A 16,216-nucleotide genomic window follows, 5' to 3' on the forward strand; every position below is an offset into this window, starting at 1 on the left:
CATGGCGGATTCCCCCGCCGCGGAGCGCCTGCTCGATGAGGACGGCGTACGGACCCTCCTGAGCCTCCAGGCGCCCGAGCTCGCGCACCTCCCGCTGCAGCGCATCGCCGACGGCTGGGACAACACGATGTGGCGGCTCGGCGACGACCTCGCCGTGCGCATCCCGCGGCGCGAACTCGCCGTCGCTCTGATCGCGCACGAACAGCGCGCGCTTCCCGAGCTCGGCCCGCGCCTGGCCGAACTCGGCGTTCGCAGCCCTGTCCCGATCGTGGCGGGGCGCCCGAGCGACGCCTTCCCCTGGCCGTGGTCGGTGGTGCCGTGGATCGACGGGTCGACCGTGTTCGGCTCGGCCCGTTCTGACAGCGGGCGCTGGGCTCCACAACTGGCCGCAGCGCTTGTCGTGCTGCACGACCCGGCGCCGGCCGACGCGCCGCACAACCCCGTCCGTGGCGTCCCTCTGATCGACCGCGATGACGTCATGAGCGAACGCCTCACCGCGCATCAGGAGCTGTCCGCGCTCCGCACGGCCTGGGATGCCGGACTCGCCGCCCCGGTGAGCAGCGAGCGCGTCTGGATCCACGGCGACCTGCACCCGGGCAATATCCTCGTCCGCGACGGGTCGCTCGCCGCCCTCATCGACTTCGGCGACGTCACCGCCGGGGACCCGGCGTACGATCTCGCCGTGGGCTGGCTGCTGTTCGACGCCGCCGGACGCGACCGCTTCCGGCGGGCGACCGCGGCTCGATACGACGGCGCGACCTGGACCAGGGCACGTGCCTGGGCCGCGTACCTCGCGCTGGTGTTCCTCACGCAGAGCGACGATCGCCCCGACCACCTGACGCTCGGGCACAGCACGGTCGCCGAACTCGGCGTCGCCGACCTCTAGCCGGCGACGCCGACCGTTCAACCCTGCGCTGCGCGCACGCGGATGTCACGGGCCAGGTGGTCGCGCTGCTCGATCACGAGCCGGCGCAGCGCGCCGGGAGCGTCCGCGTTCCCGGCCAGCCAGGCGTCGACGAGCTCGAGCGATTCCGATTGCGGGAACAGTCCCGTCACCAGGCGCGACGCCAGCTCGATGCTGCGCTCGATCCACGCCGGGCGGATCAGCGCGAAGAACTCAGCATCGTGCCCGGCGACGAGGTCGCGGCGGCCGCCGGCACGGAATCCGCCGATCGTCGCGTCCAGATGGTCGTTCGACAGGGCCGTGTCCGACCACGCAGCGGTCCATGCGGCATCCCGCACGGCGACCTCAGGACGCGCGGCGAGGGCGCGGATCGAGGACGTCCGCCCGTCGGCGGTGTCGTCGGCCGCCAGCTCGGCCGCGAGCTCGGCTTCACCGAGAGCTCCGGTCGTCGCGAGCGCAGTGAGGAACGCCCAGCGCAGCTCCGGATCGACCGGGAGCCCTTCGGGGCCCTCTCCGCTCAGCACCGCACGCACGCGCTCGGTGGCCCCGGCGTCGTAAGCGGATGCCGCGGCGAACGCTCGCGCCCACGACAGCTGGGCGTCGCTGCCGTGGACAGCGGCATCCATGGCTTGCTCGGTCGTACGCAGCCACGCGACCCGTTCGGCGGACCGCGCCGCGTCCGGCACGTAGTGCCCGAGCGTGAACGCGGCGTTGGCCAGCACGCCGGCGAGCAGCGAGATGTTCGCCTCGGCAGCGGCATGCGCGCGGACGATCTCGAGGTAGCGTGCTGCCGCGAGCTCTCCGTCGCGCGTGGCATTCCACAGCGCGGACCAGACCAGCCCGCGGGCGAGCGCATCGTCCAGTGTCGAGAGCGCCGAGGTCACGGTCACGAGCGAGCGCTCGTCCAGGCGCACCTTGGCGTACGTGAGATCGTCGTCGTTGATCAGCACGAGATCCGCGTCCGGCAGGTCCACCGGCGTGCGCGGCTCCGCGATGTCGAGCTCGACCTTCTCGCGCAGGACGATGCGCTGGTCGACGAGGTCGTACAGTCCCACGCGCAGACGATGCGGCCGAGGATCGGTCTGCACCAGCATCCGCTCCCCCGTGCCGTCCGTCTCCAGCGAGAGGGTCGACACGCCGGTCGTCTCGAGCCACGCACGCGACCACGCGCGGACGTCGCGGCCGGAGACGGCCTCGAGCTCGACCAGCAGGTCCTCGAGCGTCGTGTTGCCGAACGCGTGCGCGGCGAAGTAGCGCCGAGATCCTTCGAAGAACGCCTTCTCGCCGACGAAGGCCACCAACTGCTTGAGCACTGAGGCGCCCTTCGCATAGGTGATGCCGTCGAAGTTGAGTTTGGCGGCCTCGAGGTCCGGGATGTCCGCGACGATGAGATGCGTCGTCGGAAGCTGATCCTGCTGATAGGCCCACGCCTTGCGCCGGTTCGCGAACGTGACCCACGCGTCCGTGAACCGCGTCGCCGCGGCGGAGGCGTGCGATCCCATGTAGTCGGCGAAGGACTCCTTGAGCCACAGGTCGTCCCACCAGCGCATGGTCACGAGGTCGCCGAACCACATGTGGGCCATCTCGTGCAGGATCGTGTTCGCCCGGCCGGCGCGCTGGGCGTCCGTCGCAGCGCCGCGCGGGATGTACGCCTCGGTGAAGGTCACCAGTCCCGGATTCTCCATCGCGCCGAGGTTGTACTCGGGAACGAAGATCTGGTCGTACTTCCCCCACGGATACGGGTAGGCGAATGCGTCGCTGAAGAAGTCGAGCCCCTGCTGCGTGATCGTCATGATCTCGTCGGCTTCCAGATGCTCGGCGAGGGACGCACGGCACAGGATGCCGAGGTCCACGACCTGGTCCTCTCGACGCCAGGATCCATCGACCCGATGGTACGGCCCGGCGGCGACTGCGGTGATGTAACTGGAGATCGGCAGCGTCGGGGCGAACTCGACGGTCTGGACGGCGCCGTCTTCGCGCTTCGATGCGGGCGCCTGATTCGACAGCACCTGCCATCCGGCGGGTGCGTGGATCTCGAACGTGTACGGCGCCTTCACGTCGGGCTGTTCGAAGCAGGCCATCACGCGCCGGGAGTCGGCGGGCTCGTACTGGGTGTAGAGATAGGTCGCCCCGTCGACCGGGTCGACGAACCGATGCAGGCCCTCACCCGATCGGCTGTACGCAGCTGTTGCACGGATGGTGACCTGATTGGATGCCGCGAGCCCCGTGACCCGGATGCGCGCGCCGTCGTAGTCGATGGTCTGCTCCGTGCTGTTGACGATCACCGCGTCGACGGACTCGCCGATGAAGTCGAGCCAGGTGGAGTCGGTCGTGGCGTCGAAGGCGAGCGTCGTCGTGCTCGGGAAGCCGGTGCGCGTCTGGTCGGGGGCGCTGGTGAGGTCGAGTTCGACGCGGATGCCGTGGACGGCGATATTCGCGGATCGCGCCGCCGTCTCGTGGCGGTTCAGGTTCGCTGAGGTCATGCTCTCATCGTTTCATGACGACGTTCTCGCCATGCCAGGGGCGTTCGCAGGAAGCATGGGCTAAGCTGAACCCACAACTACACGATGGCTGTCGGGCTCTCCGGCTGTCCATCAGCCCGAATGCGTATCACGCAGGGTGGCTGCTTCCCCTCATCCTCCGCCTCATCCCTCATCGTCACGGCCGCAACGACTGCCGCCGTCAGCCCGAGGGCACACAGACTGCTCCGTCGAATCATTCGGCAGAGTATGACGGGCCGCATACTGGCCCACGAACACACAAAGGAAAACACAGCATGGCCACTGGCACTGTCAAATGGTTCAACTCCGACAAGGGCTACGGCTTCATCGCTCCCGATGACGGCTCCGCCGACCTGTTCGCGCACTTCAGCGCAATCGCAGGCAGCGGACACCGCAACCTCGAGGAAGCGCAGAAGGTCGAGTTCGACACGGAGCAGGGCCCCAAGGGCCCCCAGGCGACGAACATCCGCGCCCTCTGATCTGATCCGGAAGGACCCGGTCGCCATTCGTGCGACCGGGTCCTTCCGTGTGTCAGGGGCGCCGGGCCCCCGCCAGACGGTGACCGATCGCCGCATACAGATCCTGGGCGTCCTCGCGCCGCAGGCGAGCCGTCTCGTCGTCTCCGCGCAGGCGCGCCGCATCGGCCAGCATCGTCCGGCCGCGGGCGACCTCAGCGCGATCCCCGGTCAGCTCCGCCATCCCGATGGCCTCGGTCGCCCATCTCTCCGCCATCTCGACGGCGGCCGCTCTGCGTTGCGGGGCCGACAGCCCGTCCGCAACATGCAGGTGGATCTCAGCCGAGGAGTTCGCCGCCTCGGTCGCGATGAGCGGTGAACCGTTGCGCTGGGCATCCTCGAACACGTCCCGAGCTGCGCGGATCGCAGCCGAGGCACGGCCGTCACGGGCATCCAGCCGCGCCCGGAGCAGCAGCACGTCAGCGGCGGGGCCGTACTCGCCCTTCGTCTCCACGACCGAGAGCGCGTGGTCGACCAGCGTGCGCGCGCGATCATGCTGGCCGCGGGCCTCGGCAAGCAGCGCCAGCGTCATGCGCAGGTGCGGCAGCGCCCGTTCGCCGTCGTCCGCCCCCAGTTCGCGCAGCTCGTCCTCTGCGGCGTCGAAGGCCCCGGTGGACGTCCACAGCAGCGCCCTGTTGCTCCGGATGATGCCGATGTTCAGATCGTCTCCCGCCGCGCGAGCGAGCTCGAGCGCTGCGGCGTACTCCTGCTCCGCCTCGATGTAGCGTGCGAGGATGCGCAGCGTGTCGGCGTGGTTGCCGAGCGCGCGGCCCTCGACCGAGCGATCGTGCTGCTGCCGTGCGATCTCGATCGCGGTCCGATAGGCCTCGAGTGCGTCGGGGAACCGGCTGGTCCACCGGTGGACGTTGCCGATCTGGTTCCATGTGCGCGCGAGCGCGGACCCTCTGGCCACGCGGCGCACCCGGTGCAGGATCGAGAGCGCGTCGTCGTAGCGACCCAGCTTCTCCGCGCTGTGAGCGATGCCCAGGGCGAGTTCGGGGATGTCCGTGAGCTCGCGCCCCTGGGCGGCCAGGTCATGGAGGCGGAGCGATTCGCTCCACAGCGCCCATCGGGTCAAGGCGGGATGGGCGATGACGGCGAGGCGCTCGCAGACGGCGTCCAGGCCGTGCTCGCGCGCCGCCTCTGCGACCGCGAGCACCGTCGCGACCCTGCGCGCCGGTGCATCCTCATCGACGGCAAGCTGCTCGAGCAGGGCGTCGGCGATGCTCGACACCCGCACACGACGCGACGACACCGGGCGGAGCGCGACCGACTGCTCACGAACGAACGCGAAGACGGAGTCGTGCATCTGCACCGCTCCGTCGTGCAGATCGAGCAGGTGCCGTGAGGCCACGCGCCGGATCACGGCATCCGTACGGGGGTGGACCGCGCGGAACAGGGCGACATCGACCTGAGGGTCCAGCAGAGCGGCATCCGCGATGAACTCCGCATCCTCGTCGGAGAGCGCACCCGTGGCGGCCTGCAGGACGGGGCGGATCCGGCTCGCGCGCGGTTCGTTCTCGAATCGGGACGCCAGATCGTCGAATGTCCATCCGGAGTGCTCGCGCACGACGCCGGCGAGCATCGCCAGATCCAGCGGCAGCCCGCCGCTCACCGCGACGATCCGCCGCAGTGCACCCGCGTCCGGTGCCGGATGCCCGTCGGATGCGGCATCCCTCGTGATCAGGTGGGCCAGCAGACGCAGCGCCCCGGCGTCATCGAGGGGGCGGACGGCGACATGGCGGATCCGGACGTCCGACACAGCGGGATTGTCGTCGAGCGCGGACAGGTCGATCCGCGAGGTCACGATGTAACGGACCCCGGGGACGATCAGCGCCGCGAGATGAGCGGGCGACGCGGCATCCTCGATCACGATGAGGCGACCAGCCGCCTCGCGGGCCAGACGATCCCGCAGCCGGGCCAGGTCGTACGGCACCGATCGCGAGCCGAGCGCTCCGAGGATGCGGCGGATCACCTCCACCGGGTCGGCGGGACCACGATCGCGCTCGGATTCGCGCAGCTCCACCGTGATCGTGCTCCGCCCGCCTGCGAGCGCGGACGCGATGGTCGTCTTCCCCATGCCCCCGAGTCCCGACAGGACGACCACGTCGACGGTGTCCTCCGCCAAGCGGTCCAGGAGCTCTTCACGGCCGATGCGGAACCCCGCTTGACCCCGCACGGCGATGGACACCGGCACATGCGAGGTCGCACGAACACCGTTGAGCGCGCCGGCCTGCTCCCTCCACTCCGCGGCTGCCCCAGGCGATCCGCCGAGCGCGAGCACGATGTCGTGCACGAGGTCGGGATCGAGCCGCCGTCGCCCGGGGCGGAAGCAGTCGTAGACGGTGATCTTCGCCGGCTCCGCGCCGCCGCGGACGACCCCGACGCGTCGCGCGAGGTCCGCATAGGAGGGAGCTCCGTCGCGCGCTCGGAGGTCGGCGAGAGCGAGGGCGAACTCGTCCAGAGTGCGCGGGTGAGACATGAGATCGAGCCTATCCAGCGCACGGCCGTTCGGGATCGTTCGAAGTCGCACTCGATGATCGGCCCGATGCGTAAGTTGGCGCGCAGGCGGGGCGACGACCCCGTGACCTCGAACGACGGGAACCTCCATGACCTCACGCGCAGAGATCGCTGCCAAGCTCGACGACTTCGCCTTCCAGAAGAAGAACTTCGGCGGCTTCCTCATGAACAAGCGTGCCAAGACCTCGCACGCGCTGTGGACGCGCAACTCCGACAGAGGCGTGACCGAGCTGTCGATCCTCACGACGCGGGACTACGGCGAGGGCAACGTCTACGACGTGGCCGCCTTCACCCTCGACGGATCGGTTCCCGCCGAGGTCCTGGCGCAGCTGCGCCCGCAGGCGGAGGCGCTCGCGGATTCGGCGAACCTGCGCGAGCACGGCTACGTCTACACGAGCCTCGAGCCCTGGGACGGCGGCGGCAGGATCTGGATCTCCAAGAAGCCGGAGTTCCGCGCTCTGAGCCGCCCCGACCAGGGTGTGCACGTGATTCCGATTCAGCGGCTGAACGGGTCCATCGTGCCGCGCTGGCTCGCCTGGGCGCGCGAGAACGGCGAGCTGAACATCGCGATCGTCTACAAGCCCTGATCGACGTCGAACCCCCGGCCGATGTCGTGATCGGGAGGCCGGGGGCTCTCGTAGCGTCATCATCACCCGGGGCGAAGAATCCCGGATGAGAACGAAGACAGGACAGTCATGACCTCACGTGCACAGATCGCTGCGAACCTCGACGACTTCGCCTTCCAGAAGAAGAACTTCGGCGGATTCCTCATGAACAAGCGGGCCAAGAACTCCCACGCGCTGTGGACGCGCAACTCCGACAAGGGCGTGACCGAGCTCGCGCTCATCGCGACGCGGGACTACGGCGACGACAACATCTACGACGTCGCGGCGTTCACGTTGGACGGCACCGTCCCCGATGCGGTGCTCGCCGAGTTGCGCCCGCTGGCCGAAGCCCTCTCCGACTCGGCGAATCTCCGCGAACACGGCTACACCTACAGCGATCTGAGCCCGTGGGACGGCGGCGGGACGACGTGGATCTCGAAGAGGCCGGAGTTCCGCGCTCTCGGCCGCCCGGAGCAGGGCGTCTACGTCATCCCGATCCAGCGGCTCGCGGGCGAGGAGCAGCCGCGCTGGCTGGCCTGGGTGCGCGAGAACGGCCAGCTGCACATCGCGATCGTCTACAAGCCCTGACGATGTCGCTGATCCGTTCCTACGAACGCGCTCAGGGCATCCCGCTGCGGCAGCGTTCCGGCGTGATCGTGGTCACCGCTGCGGCCTCGTATCTCGTGGTCGCCGCGGTGGTGATGTACTACCTGCTGCCGGTCGGCTTCGCTCTGGAGGGTGCGGAACTGCTGCTCGCGCAGGTGGGCACGGTGCTCGTCGGTGCCGCCGTCGTCGCGTACGTCGCGACGACGGTGCGCCGCGGCATCCGTCGGCGTGCGGCCCTCTGGGCGCTTGCGGACGATGCCGGGTGGGAGTACGCGGCCGACGTGAGCGACCGGATCTGGGGAGGCTCCATCGACGAGCAGATCGAACGGTCCGCGCGGACGACGACGGACTATCTCTGCGCCGCCCAACCCGTGCCGTTCGACACGGCGGAACGCGTGTTCAGCGTCGGCAGCGGCGAGGGTGCGACCCTGCACACGACGCGGATGGTGCGGATCCCCCTCAGCGCGGAGGCCCCGCGGATCACGCTGCGTTCGCGACGAGGCGGCGGTGCGCTGAGCGCCTTGCCGCGTGTTCCGCATGGCAGAAGCGAACTCACACTGGAGGGGAACTTCAGCGACGTGTTCGCCGTCTCCGTGCCGCACGGCTACGAGGTCGACGCTCTCTACCTGCTCACGCCGGATCTGATGGCGATCCTGCTCGATCATGCGTCCGAGTGCGACCTGGAGATCATCGACGCAACCCTGCATCTCTACCTCTCCCCGCTCGATCTGTCGGATCCGCACGAGTTGAGCGGGTTCCTCACCGTGGTCGGCGTACTGCACGAACGGTTCAGTCGTCGTACGGCGCTGTACCGCGATGACGCGGCACCGCCGGTGGATGCCGAGGCCTACCGTCGCGCCGGCGACACGCTGGCACAGGGCGCGCGAAGCATCGACGCCCGAGCGCGGGTCGGCCCCATCGCCGCGGCAGTGCTCGCCCCGCTCGTGCCGCTCGCCATCGGGCTGGTCTGGATGCAGTTCGCCTAGCCCTCGTGATGCTCGCGCAGATCCTGCGCGAGCATCACGAGGATTCCGCTGGGGCCGCGGAGATACGTGAGCTTGTAGACGTCCTCGTAGTTCGCGACGCCGCGCAGCGGATGACAACCGTGTCGCGCCGCGATCTCGAGCGCCACATCGATGTCGTCGACCGAGAACGCGACGCGATGCATCCCGATCTCGTTCGGAAGGGTGGGCTCCGTCTCGATCGCCGCGGGGTGGATGTACTCGAACAGTTCGAGCTGTCCGTTCCCGTCCGGCGTCTGCAGCACGGCGATCCTCGCGTGATTGCCGTCGAGCCCGACCGCCGTGTCGGCCCACTCACCGCTGATGGTATCCCTGCCGAGGACTGTGAGTCCGAGGTCCGTGAAGAACGAGATGGTCTCGCCCAGGTCGCGGACGGCGATGCCGACGTTCTCCAGCTTGATGGTCATGCGAACGATCGTATCGGGCCGGATGCACGAAATCCCCGCCGAAGCGGGGATCTCATCAGTGCTGGGGTACCTGGACTCGAACCAAGAATGGCGGTACCAGAAACCGCTGTGTTGCCAATTACACCATACCCCAAGGGCGAAAACTGAGCTTCGCACCGAGAGTCAAGCTTACCCGAGCCACGGCCATAACGCCAAAACGCGGTCCGCCACCCGGGCGCGTCGTCAGGCGGCGACGAACTCTGCGAGTGCCCGAAGGCGCGCCAGCGTCACGTCCTTGCCGATCAGCTCCATCGACTCGAACAGCGGCGGCGACACGCGCCGTCCCGTGATCGCGACGCGCGGCGGGCCGTATGCGACGCGCGGCTTGAGTTCGAGGTCCTCGACCAGGGCCTTCGCCAGGGCATCCTGAATCGCCTGCGGGGTGAAGTCGGTGACGGGTTCGAGGGCTGCGACGCACGCGTTCAGCACCTCGGCGGCGTTCGCCGGCAGCCCCTTGAGCGCGTCCGCCTCATAGGAGATCTCATCCGTGAAGAGGAACCCGAGCATGCCGGGGACCTCGCCCAGCAGTTGGACGCGTTCCTGAACGAGGGGCGCGGCACGGAACGCCAGCACGAGCTGCTCGTGCGTGGGCTCGTCGAACAGTCCGGCCGCCGCCAGGTACGGGACGATCCGCTCGGCGAAGTCCTTCTCCGAAAGCATGCGGATGTGGTCGCCGTTGATCGACTCGGCCTTCTTCTGGTCGAAGCGGGCCGGGTTCGGGTTCACGTTCTCGATGTCGAACGCTGCAGTGAACTCGTCCAGCGAGAACACGTCGCGGTCGGGTCCGATGGACCAGCCCAGCAGCGCCAAGTAGTTCAACAGGCCCTCGTGGATGAAACCCCGCTCGCGGTGCAGGAACAGATCGGCCTGCGGATCGCGCTTGGAGAGCTTCTTGTTACCGGTCTCCCCCAGCACCAGCGGCATGTGGGCGAAACGGGGGACGAACGTCGTCACCTCGGCATCGATGAGCGCGGCGTACAGCGAGAGCTGCCGGGCGGTCGAGGGCATGAGGTCCTCACCGCGCAGCACGTGCGTGATGCCCATCAGCGCGTCGTCGACCGGATTCACGAAGGTATAGAGCGGCACACCGTTCGGCCGCACGACCACGAAGTCCGGGAAGGATCCGGCCGGGAAGGTCACCTCGCCGCGGATGAGGTCGACATAGGTGAGGTCCTCGTCCGGAACCCGCAGCCGCAGAGCCGGCTGGCGGCCCTCGGCGCGGAAAGCGGCCTTCTGCTCGTCCGTCAGGTCGCGATCGAAGTTGTCGTAGCCGAGCTGCTTCGCTCGCCCGTTGGCCTCGTTGCGCGCGTCGATCTCCTCGGCCGTCGAGTAGCTCTCGTACAGCGCACCGCTGGCGATCAGCTTGTCGATGACGCCGCGATAGATGTCGTGGCGCTCTGACTGACGGTACGGGGCATGCGGGCCGCCGACTTCGACGCCCTCGTCCCAATCGATCTCGAGCCAGCGCAGTGCGTCGAGCAGCTGCTGGTAGCTCTCCTCGCTGTCGCGCGAGGCATCGGTGTCCTCGATGCGGAAGACGAGCTTGCCGCCGTTGTGCCGGGCGTACGCCCAGTTGTACAGCGCCGTGCGCACCAGGCCGACGTGCGGCAGGCCGGTCGGCGAAGGGCAGAAGCGGACACGGACGTCGGCACCACTTGCGGTCGTGGTGAGAGGATGCGGAGTAGCCATAGCCCTTCGATTCTACGGGGCCGGGATGCCGCACCTCGCGCTAGGCGTCGCGACGTCCGACGGCCACCGCGGCCACGTGCTCCAGCGGGATCGCACCGCCGTCGGCGCGCCGAGCGCACACCTCGTCGAAGCCGGCACGGAAGCGGGCCCGCTCGGCCGCTTCCAGCGCCCCGTAGAACGCGCCAGCCGATGCGACACCGCCCTCGGCGGACGCCCACAGGACGGCCGGATCCGCCCGCCACGTCCACGCCCGATCGACGACGCCGAGGCTGTGCCAACCGGCATCCGTCAGCAATTGCGCGAAGCCGGATGCCGTGCGTTCGAAGTCCTTCTCGGGTGGGAGCCGCTCCCCGACCGCAGGTGACAAGCCGGCGCGCTCGCACACCTCGAGCCAGAACCACGACGGCGAGCGGCTCCAGATCGTCGCGGCCAGCATGTCGCGGCTGACGCGTGCCAGCTCGGTTGCGGATGCCCGAGGGTCTGCGACGTGATTCAGGACGAAGTTCGCCGTGACGGCGTCGAAGGCGGCGTCCGGGAACGGCAGCTGCGGGAGAGCTCCCGCCCTCATCGGGATGCCGGGGTGGTCGCGCTCGGCGACGGCACGCATCGTGGCTTCGGGCTCGCATCCCGTGGCAGCCCAGCCTGCTCCGTGGAACCGTGCGGCCAGGGCGCCCGTACCGGCTCCGACATCGAGCAGCGAACGCCCGCCGGCCGCGCCGAGTCCACGGATCAGGGCGTCGGCGGTGCCGAGGCACAACTGAGCGTAGGACGCGGCGTACGCCTCCCCCGTGCCGGCCCAGTCCTTCATCGCGGAACGGCGCCCTGCGGCATCCGACCCAGCGGAGCCAGAACCGTGATGGCGATCACGAGCGCGAACGCGGCGACGCCGAGACCCGCGTACTGGAAGTTCGACAGCACGATTCCGGCGAGTACGGCGCCGGCCGCGGCCGAGAGGCTCATGAGCGAGTCGCTTCGGCCCTGCCGCCGGGTGCGCAGCTCGGGAGCCGATGCTTCGGTGAGCAGCGCGGCACCGGCGACGGTCGCGGCGCTCCAGCCGAGCCCCAGCAGGATGAGAGCCGTCATCACACCCCACGTCTGATCGTTCGCGACGATCGCGAACACGAGGGATGCCGCGAGCAGAGCCTGCCCCAGAAGGACGACCCGGAGCCGGCCCCAGCGATCGGCGAGGATGCCGAACACCGGCGACAACGCGTACATCCCGGCGACGTGGAGGGCGATCGTGACGCCGACCAGCAGGGAGATGTCCGCGCTCGTGGCATGCCCGCCGTGGGCGGCGTGCGCCATGTGGGAGAGGTGGATCGGCGTCATCGCCATGACGGACGCCATCACCACGTGCGATCCCGCGACGGCGAAGATCGCGTACCTGGCCACGGCCGGTCGGTCGACGATCTGCGCCGCGGAGGCGTTCGCCGCAGCATCCGATGTCAGGCGCTGCGCCGCCAGCAAGGGGTCGGGACGCAGCGCGACGAGATAGAGGACGAAGGCGGCCGACTGCGCGACCAGCGAGAACAGGTACGAGCCGGTGTTCGGCGGCATGCCGATCGCCTGGCCGACGATCTCCCCCGGTCCGAGCAGGAGTGGGCCGGCGACACCGCCGATCGTCGTCGCCCACACCACGATCGACAGGTCTCTGCCGCGGTGCTGCGGAGCAGCAAGATCGGTCGCGGCGAAGCGCGACTGCAGGTTCCCGGCGTTGCCCGCGCCGATCAGCAGGATGCCGGCCAGAAGGAGCGGAAAGATCCGCAGTGCGGCGGCGAGGATCACGATGGCGATGCCCACCAGGGCGAAGAGGTTGCCCAGTGTCAGGGCGCGGCGGCGGCCCACACGACCGGCGAGGCGGGCGAGGGGTATCGCGCACAGGGCCGCACCGAGCGTGACCGATGCCGTCGCAAGCCCCGAAAGAGCGTCATCGCCGGAGATGTCCGCCGCGAGCAGCGCCCCGAGCGACACGGTCGCCCCGAAGGCGATACCGCCGAGCACCTGCCCGAACGACAGGATGAGAACCGTACGACGCTGGACGACCGCCTGCTCGGCCGTCGTCAGCGCGGTCATGCGGCCGGTGCGGCGTCGCGAGCCGGGTTGCGCAGGATGCCGAGACCCGTGACCTCGACCTCGACGGTGTCGCCCGCGGCGAACGGCCCGACGCCGGCCGGTGTTCCGGTGAGGATGACATCGCCGGGCAGCAGCGTGAACACGGCCGAGGCGTAGGCGATGATGTCGGCGACCGAGTGGATCATGTCGGTCAGGGGCGCCTGCTGGCGCACTTCGCCGTTGACGCGGGTCTCGATCGTCGCGGCATCCGCATCGAACTCGGTCTCGATCACCGGCCCCAACGGGCAGAACGTGTCGAAGCCCTTGCCGCGCGTCCACTGACCGTCCCGGCGCTGCAGGTCGCGCGCCGTGACGTCGTTGGCGACCGTGTAGCCGAAGACGTACTCGTGCGCACGGTCCGCGGGCACGTTCTTCGCGATCCGGCCGATCACGACGGCGAGCTCGCCCTCGAAGTCGGTCTGCTCGGACAGCGCGATCGGGCGGACGATGGTGTCGCCAGGGCCGATCACCGAGGTGTTCGGTTTGAGGAACAGCAACGGTTCCTCCGGCGCCTCACCGCCCATCTCCTTCGCGTGATCGTGGTAGTTCTTCCCGACGCAGACCACCTTCGAGCGCGGGATCACGGGGGCGAGCAGCGCGGCATCCGCAAGCGGGATGCGCTCGCCCGTCGTCTCGTATCCGGCGAACATCGGATCCCCTTCGAGCACGACGAGGTCGCCTCCGTCCAGGATGCCGTAGCGGATGGCGTCGTTGTGGCTGAACCGAGCGATCTTCACGTGACCAGCCTACTCAGGACGCGGCGACCGGGCGCCAGCGCAGCAGCAGGGCGACCGCCGCCACGAGCACGGCAGCGACCCCGACGGCGAGCGGTCCGCCGCCGGCCACGAGCAGGAGCGATCCCGCCGCCGCACCCGCCCCCATGCACGCGACAGCGCCGACGCGCTGCACCCAGGCCTGGCCTCGGCCGCCGCCGAGCCGGCTGTCCCTCGCCAGATTCGCCAGGGTGTTCGTGACGACGATCGTGGTGATGTCGCTGTTGCCCAGCGGCTTCACCGCCGTCACCTGAGCTCCCATCGCCGCGGCGAGAGCGCCGGTCATGCCGAGCTCGACGCCGTGGATTCCCGTGCCGACGAACAGCCAGACGAGCGCGACGGCGGCGATCACGATCGCGCAGCCGAGCAGCGTCGCCAGAGCCCGCCGGTCCAGGTGGTCTGCGCGTCCCCGCGGGACGATCCGCCCGCTGAGGACGGATCCGGCGATGAAACCGGCGAGCGCGACGAGATTGTTGAGCAGCGGGATGCCGTCGACACCGGTGAGCGCGAAACCGACGAAGAGCACGTTCCCCGTCATGTTCCCGGTGAACACCTGGTCGAGGGCGAGATAGCTCACGGCATCGAGAAGGCCGGTGGCGAACGTCAGCGGGAGCAGCGCGCCGACGTCACGGATCAACCGCGTCACTCGCCGTCCTCCCGCTCGTCCGTGCGGCGCCGCTCCGTGATGATGGCCTCGCGCACCTCGTTCAGATGATCCTCCATGGCTCGCTGCGCCGCCGCCTGATCGCCCGCTCGCACCGCGACGAGGATGGCGTGATGCCCCTGGGCGGACATGACCCGCCCGCTGCGGTGCGCGTGGGAGTCCCGGCGCAACGGTGTGGTCCAGCTGACGACGAGCCGCTGCAGCTCGCTGAGGAGGGGGTTGCCGGCTGCGCTGGCGAGCGTCTGATGGAACGTCGTGTCCAGTTCGAGCGATCGTGCTGCCGTGATCGGACCGGAGGAGGCGGCCACGAGCTCCTCGAGCGCTGCGATGGAAGCGCTCGTGGCGCGCTGAGCCGCGAGGCGAGCGAGCAGGGGCTCCACCGCGAACCGCAGCTCGGCCACGTCGTCCTGCCGCCCGGCGGATGCGACGAGAGCATCGAGGTCGCGCGCCTCGTCCCCCAGCTCGCGGACCCGGGTGCCGCGGCCACGCGTCCGCTCGACGAGACGCTTGTTCTCCAGTTCGTGCATAGCCTCGCGCAGTGTCGTCCGCGAAACCGAGAGCTGTTCCGCCAGCGCTCGCTCGGACGGCAGTCGTTCTCCCGGCGCCACCGCTCCGGTGGCGATGAGCCGTTCCAGGTGGGCTGTGACCGCGACGGACTCCTTCTCGGGACGTCGCGACGACGGAGGAATCGGGTCTGACATGGGAGGTCCTTCCGCGTGATTGGCAACAGGCTAGCAGGCACACCTCGTTTGGTCGGACCAGATCGTTCGCCGACCACGACCTCACGTTTCGGCCATGTAAAGACCGAATTACAAGTGTTCGAAGCACCCTTGCCGCGACGAATGCGCCCCATAGTCTGACGCCAATTGGTCGGACCAAACGGCCAACTCGTGTCCACTCCCCGATCGGACGCGCTCCCTCCCAGATGAAGGACACTCCTGTGACGCGCACACGCACCCTCAGCATCATCGGAACCGGCGCCGCCCTCGCGCTCGCCCTCAGCGGCTGCGCCGCGGACACTGCGGCGACGAACGGGCCGTCGGACGAATGGTCCGATCTCGCAGCGAGCGACACCTGTTCCACGCTCCGCGATGAGAACCCCGATCTCGTCGGGACGACCATGACGAACGCGCTCAACCCGCACACGCCCGGGTACGAGACCATCAGCGTCGAAGACCCGAACACGTACGAGGGGTTCGACATCGACCTCGGCAACGCGATCGGCGCCTGCCTGGGCTTCAGCGTGGACTACGTCCCGGTCGGCTTCGCCGAGATGATCCCGACCGTCGCCAGCGGGCAGGCCGATTGGATCGTCTCGAACCTCTACGCGACGGAGGACCGCGCCGCAGGAGGAGTCGACTTCGTCAGCTATTCGAAGGTGTTCGACGGCATCCTCGTCTCGGCCGGCAACCCGAAGGGGATCACCGGGATCGACACCTCGCTCTGCGGCACCACCGTCGCGCTCAACAAGGGCTACGTCGAGGTGCCCCTCGTCGAGGCGGTCGCCCCGGATTGCGCGGCCGAGGGCCTCACCGCTCCCACCGTGAGCCTGTTCGACTCGAGCGCGGACTGCGTCCAGGCGATCCTGTCCGGGCGTGCCGACAGCTACATGAATGACATCAACACCGTCATGAGGTACATCGACGAGCACCCGGACGATCTCGCCTCCGCCGAGACGGTGATGCTCGACTACGAGATCGGCATCGGCGTGCCGCAGGGCGAGCACGACTTCCGCGATGCCATCGCCGCGGCGGTCACGGAGATCCAGGAGCGCGGGATCCAGCAGGAGCTCGCGGCACGCTGGAAGCTCGAGTCCAGCGAGGATGCCGAGCCCGCGATCCTCAGCGTCGGCTGACCGG

General features: G+C 69.2%; 15 protein-coding genes and 1 tRNA gene. 6 read left to right on the top strand and 10 right to left on the bottom strand.

Translation table 11 applies throughout. The features are described from left to right. Position 1 precedes the first annotated feature (1 nt). On the top strand, positions 2-886 hold the full coding sequence (locus M2317_RS00950; protein ID WP_429456454.1) for an aminoglycoside phosphotransferase family protein: 885 nt from the start codon (positions 2-4) through the stop codon (positions 884-886). A gap of 17 nt (positions 887-903) precedes the next feature. Here M2317_RS00950 and pepN read toward each other — a convergent pair whose 3' ends face one another. Next, the gene (gene pepN, locus M2317_RS00955; RefSeq protein WP_429456456.1) at positions 904-3,387 is read right to left on the bottom strand and encodes an aminopeptidase N; all 2,484 of its coding nucleotides are present in this window, start codon (positions 3,385-3,387) and stop codon (positions 904-906) included. Positions 3,388-3,680: 293 nt separating this feature from the next. On the opposite strand from pepN, the gene M2317_RS00960 reads away from it, so the two are divergent. Then, the gene (locus tag M2317_RS00960; protein WP_264157619.1) at positions 3,681-3,884 is read left to right on the top strand and encodes a cold-shock protein; all 204 of its coding nucleotides are present in this window, start codon (positions 3,681-3,683) and stop codon (positions 3,882-3,884) included. Positions 3,885-3,936: 52 nt separating this feature from the next. On the opposite strand, the gene M2317_RS00965 is transcribed toward M2317_RS00960, so the two are convergent. After that, positions 3,937-6,402, bottom strand: a complete 2,466-nt coding sequence (locus tag M2317_RS00965; RefSeq protein ID WP_429456458.1) for a tetratricopeptide repeat protein — start codon at positions 6,400-6,402, stop codon at positions 3,937-3,939. A 127-nt stretch (positions 6,403-6,529) separates the two neighbouring features. On the opposite strand from M2317_RS00965, the gene M2317_RS00970 reads away from it, so the two are divergent. From M2317_RS00970 to M2317_RS00980, 3 genes are all read left to right on the top strand, one after another. Next, positions 6,530-7,027, top strand: a complete 498-nt coding sequence (locus M2317_RS00970) for a hypothetical protein (RefSeq protein WP_429456460.1) — start codon at positions 6,530-6,532, stop codon at positions 7,025-7,027. A 108-nt stretch (positions 7,028-7,135) separates the two neighbouring features. Beyond that, a complete protein-coding gene (locus M2317_RS00975) occupies positions 7,136-7,633 on the top strand; it encodes a hypothetical protein (protein WP_429456462.1) in 498 nt (165 codons plus the stop codon). Between the two features lie 2 nt (positions 7,634-7,635). Then, positions 7,636-8,637: a hypothetical protein gene (locus M2317_RS00980; protein ID WP_429456464.1), complete on the top strand. Its 1,002-nt coding sequence runs from the start codon at positions 7,636-7,638 to the stop codon at positions 8,635-8,637. Here M2317_RS00980 and M2317_RS00985 read toward each other — a convergent pair. The 8 genes from M2317_RS00985 to M2317_RS01020 form a co-directional block, all read right to left on the bottom strand. Beyond that, positions 8,634-9,080, bottom strand: coding sequence for a VOC family protein (locus M2317_RS00985; RefSeq protein ID WP_429456466.1), 447 nt, complete (start codon positions 9,078-9,080; stop codon positions 8,634-8,636). The genes M2317_RS00980 and M2317_RS00985 overlap by 4 nt on opposite strands. A gap of 61 nt (positions 9,081-9,141) precedes the next feature. Beyond that, positions 9,142-9,213, bottom strand: a tRNA-Gln gene (locus tag M2317_RS00990). 89 nt (positions 9,214-9,302) lie between these two features. Next, positions 9,303-10,808 carry a glutamate--tRNA ligase gene (gene gltX / locus M2317_RS00995; RefSeq protein ID WP_429456467.1) on the bottom strand — a complete coding sequence of 502 codons (1,506 nt, stop codon included), beginning with the start codon at positions 10,806-10,808 and terminating at the stop codon, positions 9,303-9,305. Positions 10,809-10,848: 40 nt separating this feature from the next. Beyond that, complete coding sequence (locus M2317_RS01000) at positions 10,849-11,616, bottom strand: class I SAM-dependent methyltransferase (RefSeq protein ID WP_429456469.1); 768 nt, start codon at positions 11,614-11,616, stop codon at positions 10,849-10,851. After that, entirely contained in the window at positions 11,613-12,881 is a 1,269-nt protein-coding gene (locus M2317_RS01005) for an MFS transporter (RefSeq protein WP_429456471.1), read from the bottom strand. Before M2317_RS01005 ends, M2317_RS01000 begins: the two co-directional genes overlap by 4 nt. After that, entirely contained in the window at positions 12,878-13,657 is a 780-nt protein-coding gene (locus M2317_RS01010; protein ID WP_429456473.1) for a fumarylacetoacetate hydrolase family protein, read from the bottom strand. The genes M2317_RS01005 and M2317_RS01010 overlap by 4 nt, the downstream gene beginning before the upstream one ends. Before the next feature lie 13 nt (positions 13,658-13,670). Continuing rightward, positions 13,671-14,339: a YoaK family protein gene (locus tag M2317_RS01015; protein WP_429456475.1), complete on the bottom strand. Its 669-nt coding sequence runs from the start codon at positions 14,337-14,339 to the stop codon at positions 13,671-13,673. After that, positions 14,336-15,058 (bottom strand): FadR/GntR family transcriptional regulator, encoded by a 723-nt coding sequence (locus tag M2317_RS01020; protein ID WP_429456476.1) that lies wholly within the window; start codon positions 15,056-15,058, stop codon positions 14,336-14,338. Before M2317_RS01020 ends, M2317_RS01015 begins: the two co-directional genes overlap by 4 nt. 239 nt (positions 15,059-15,297) lie before the next feature. Here M2317_RS01020 and M2317_RS01025 point away from each other — a divergent pair, with 239 nt between their 5' ends. Further along, positions 15,298-16,212: an ABC transporter substrate-binding protein gene (locus M2317_RS01025; protein WP_429456478.1), complete on the top strand. Its 915-nt coding sequence runs from the start codon at positions 15,298-15,300 to the stop codon at positions 16,210-16,212. Positions 16,213-16,216 lie beyond the last annotated feature (4 nt).

This window comes from Microbacterium sp. ZKA21, assembly GCF_050434165.1.
Taxonomy (GTDB): domain Bacteria; phylum Actinomycetota; class Actinomycetes; order Actinomycetales; family Microbacteriaceae; genus Microbacterium.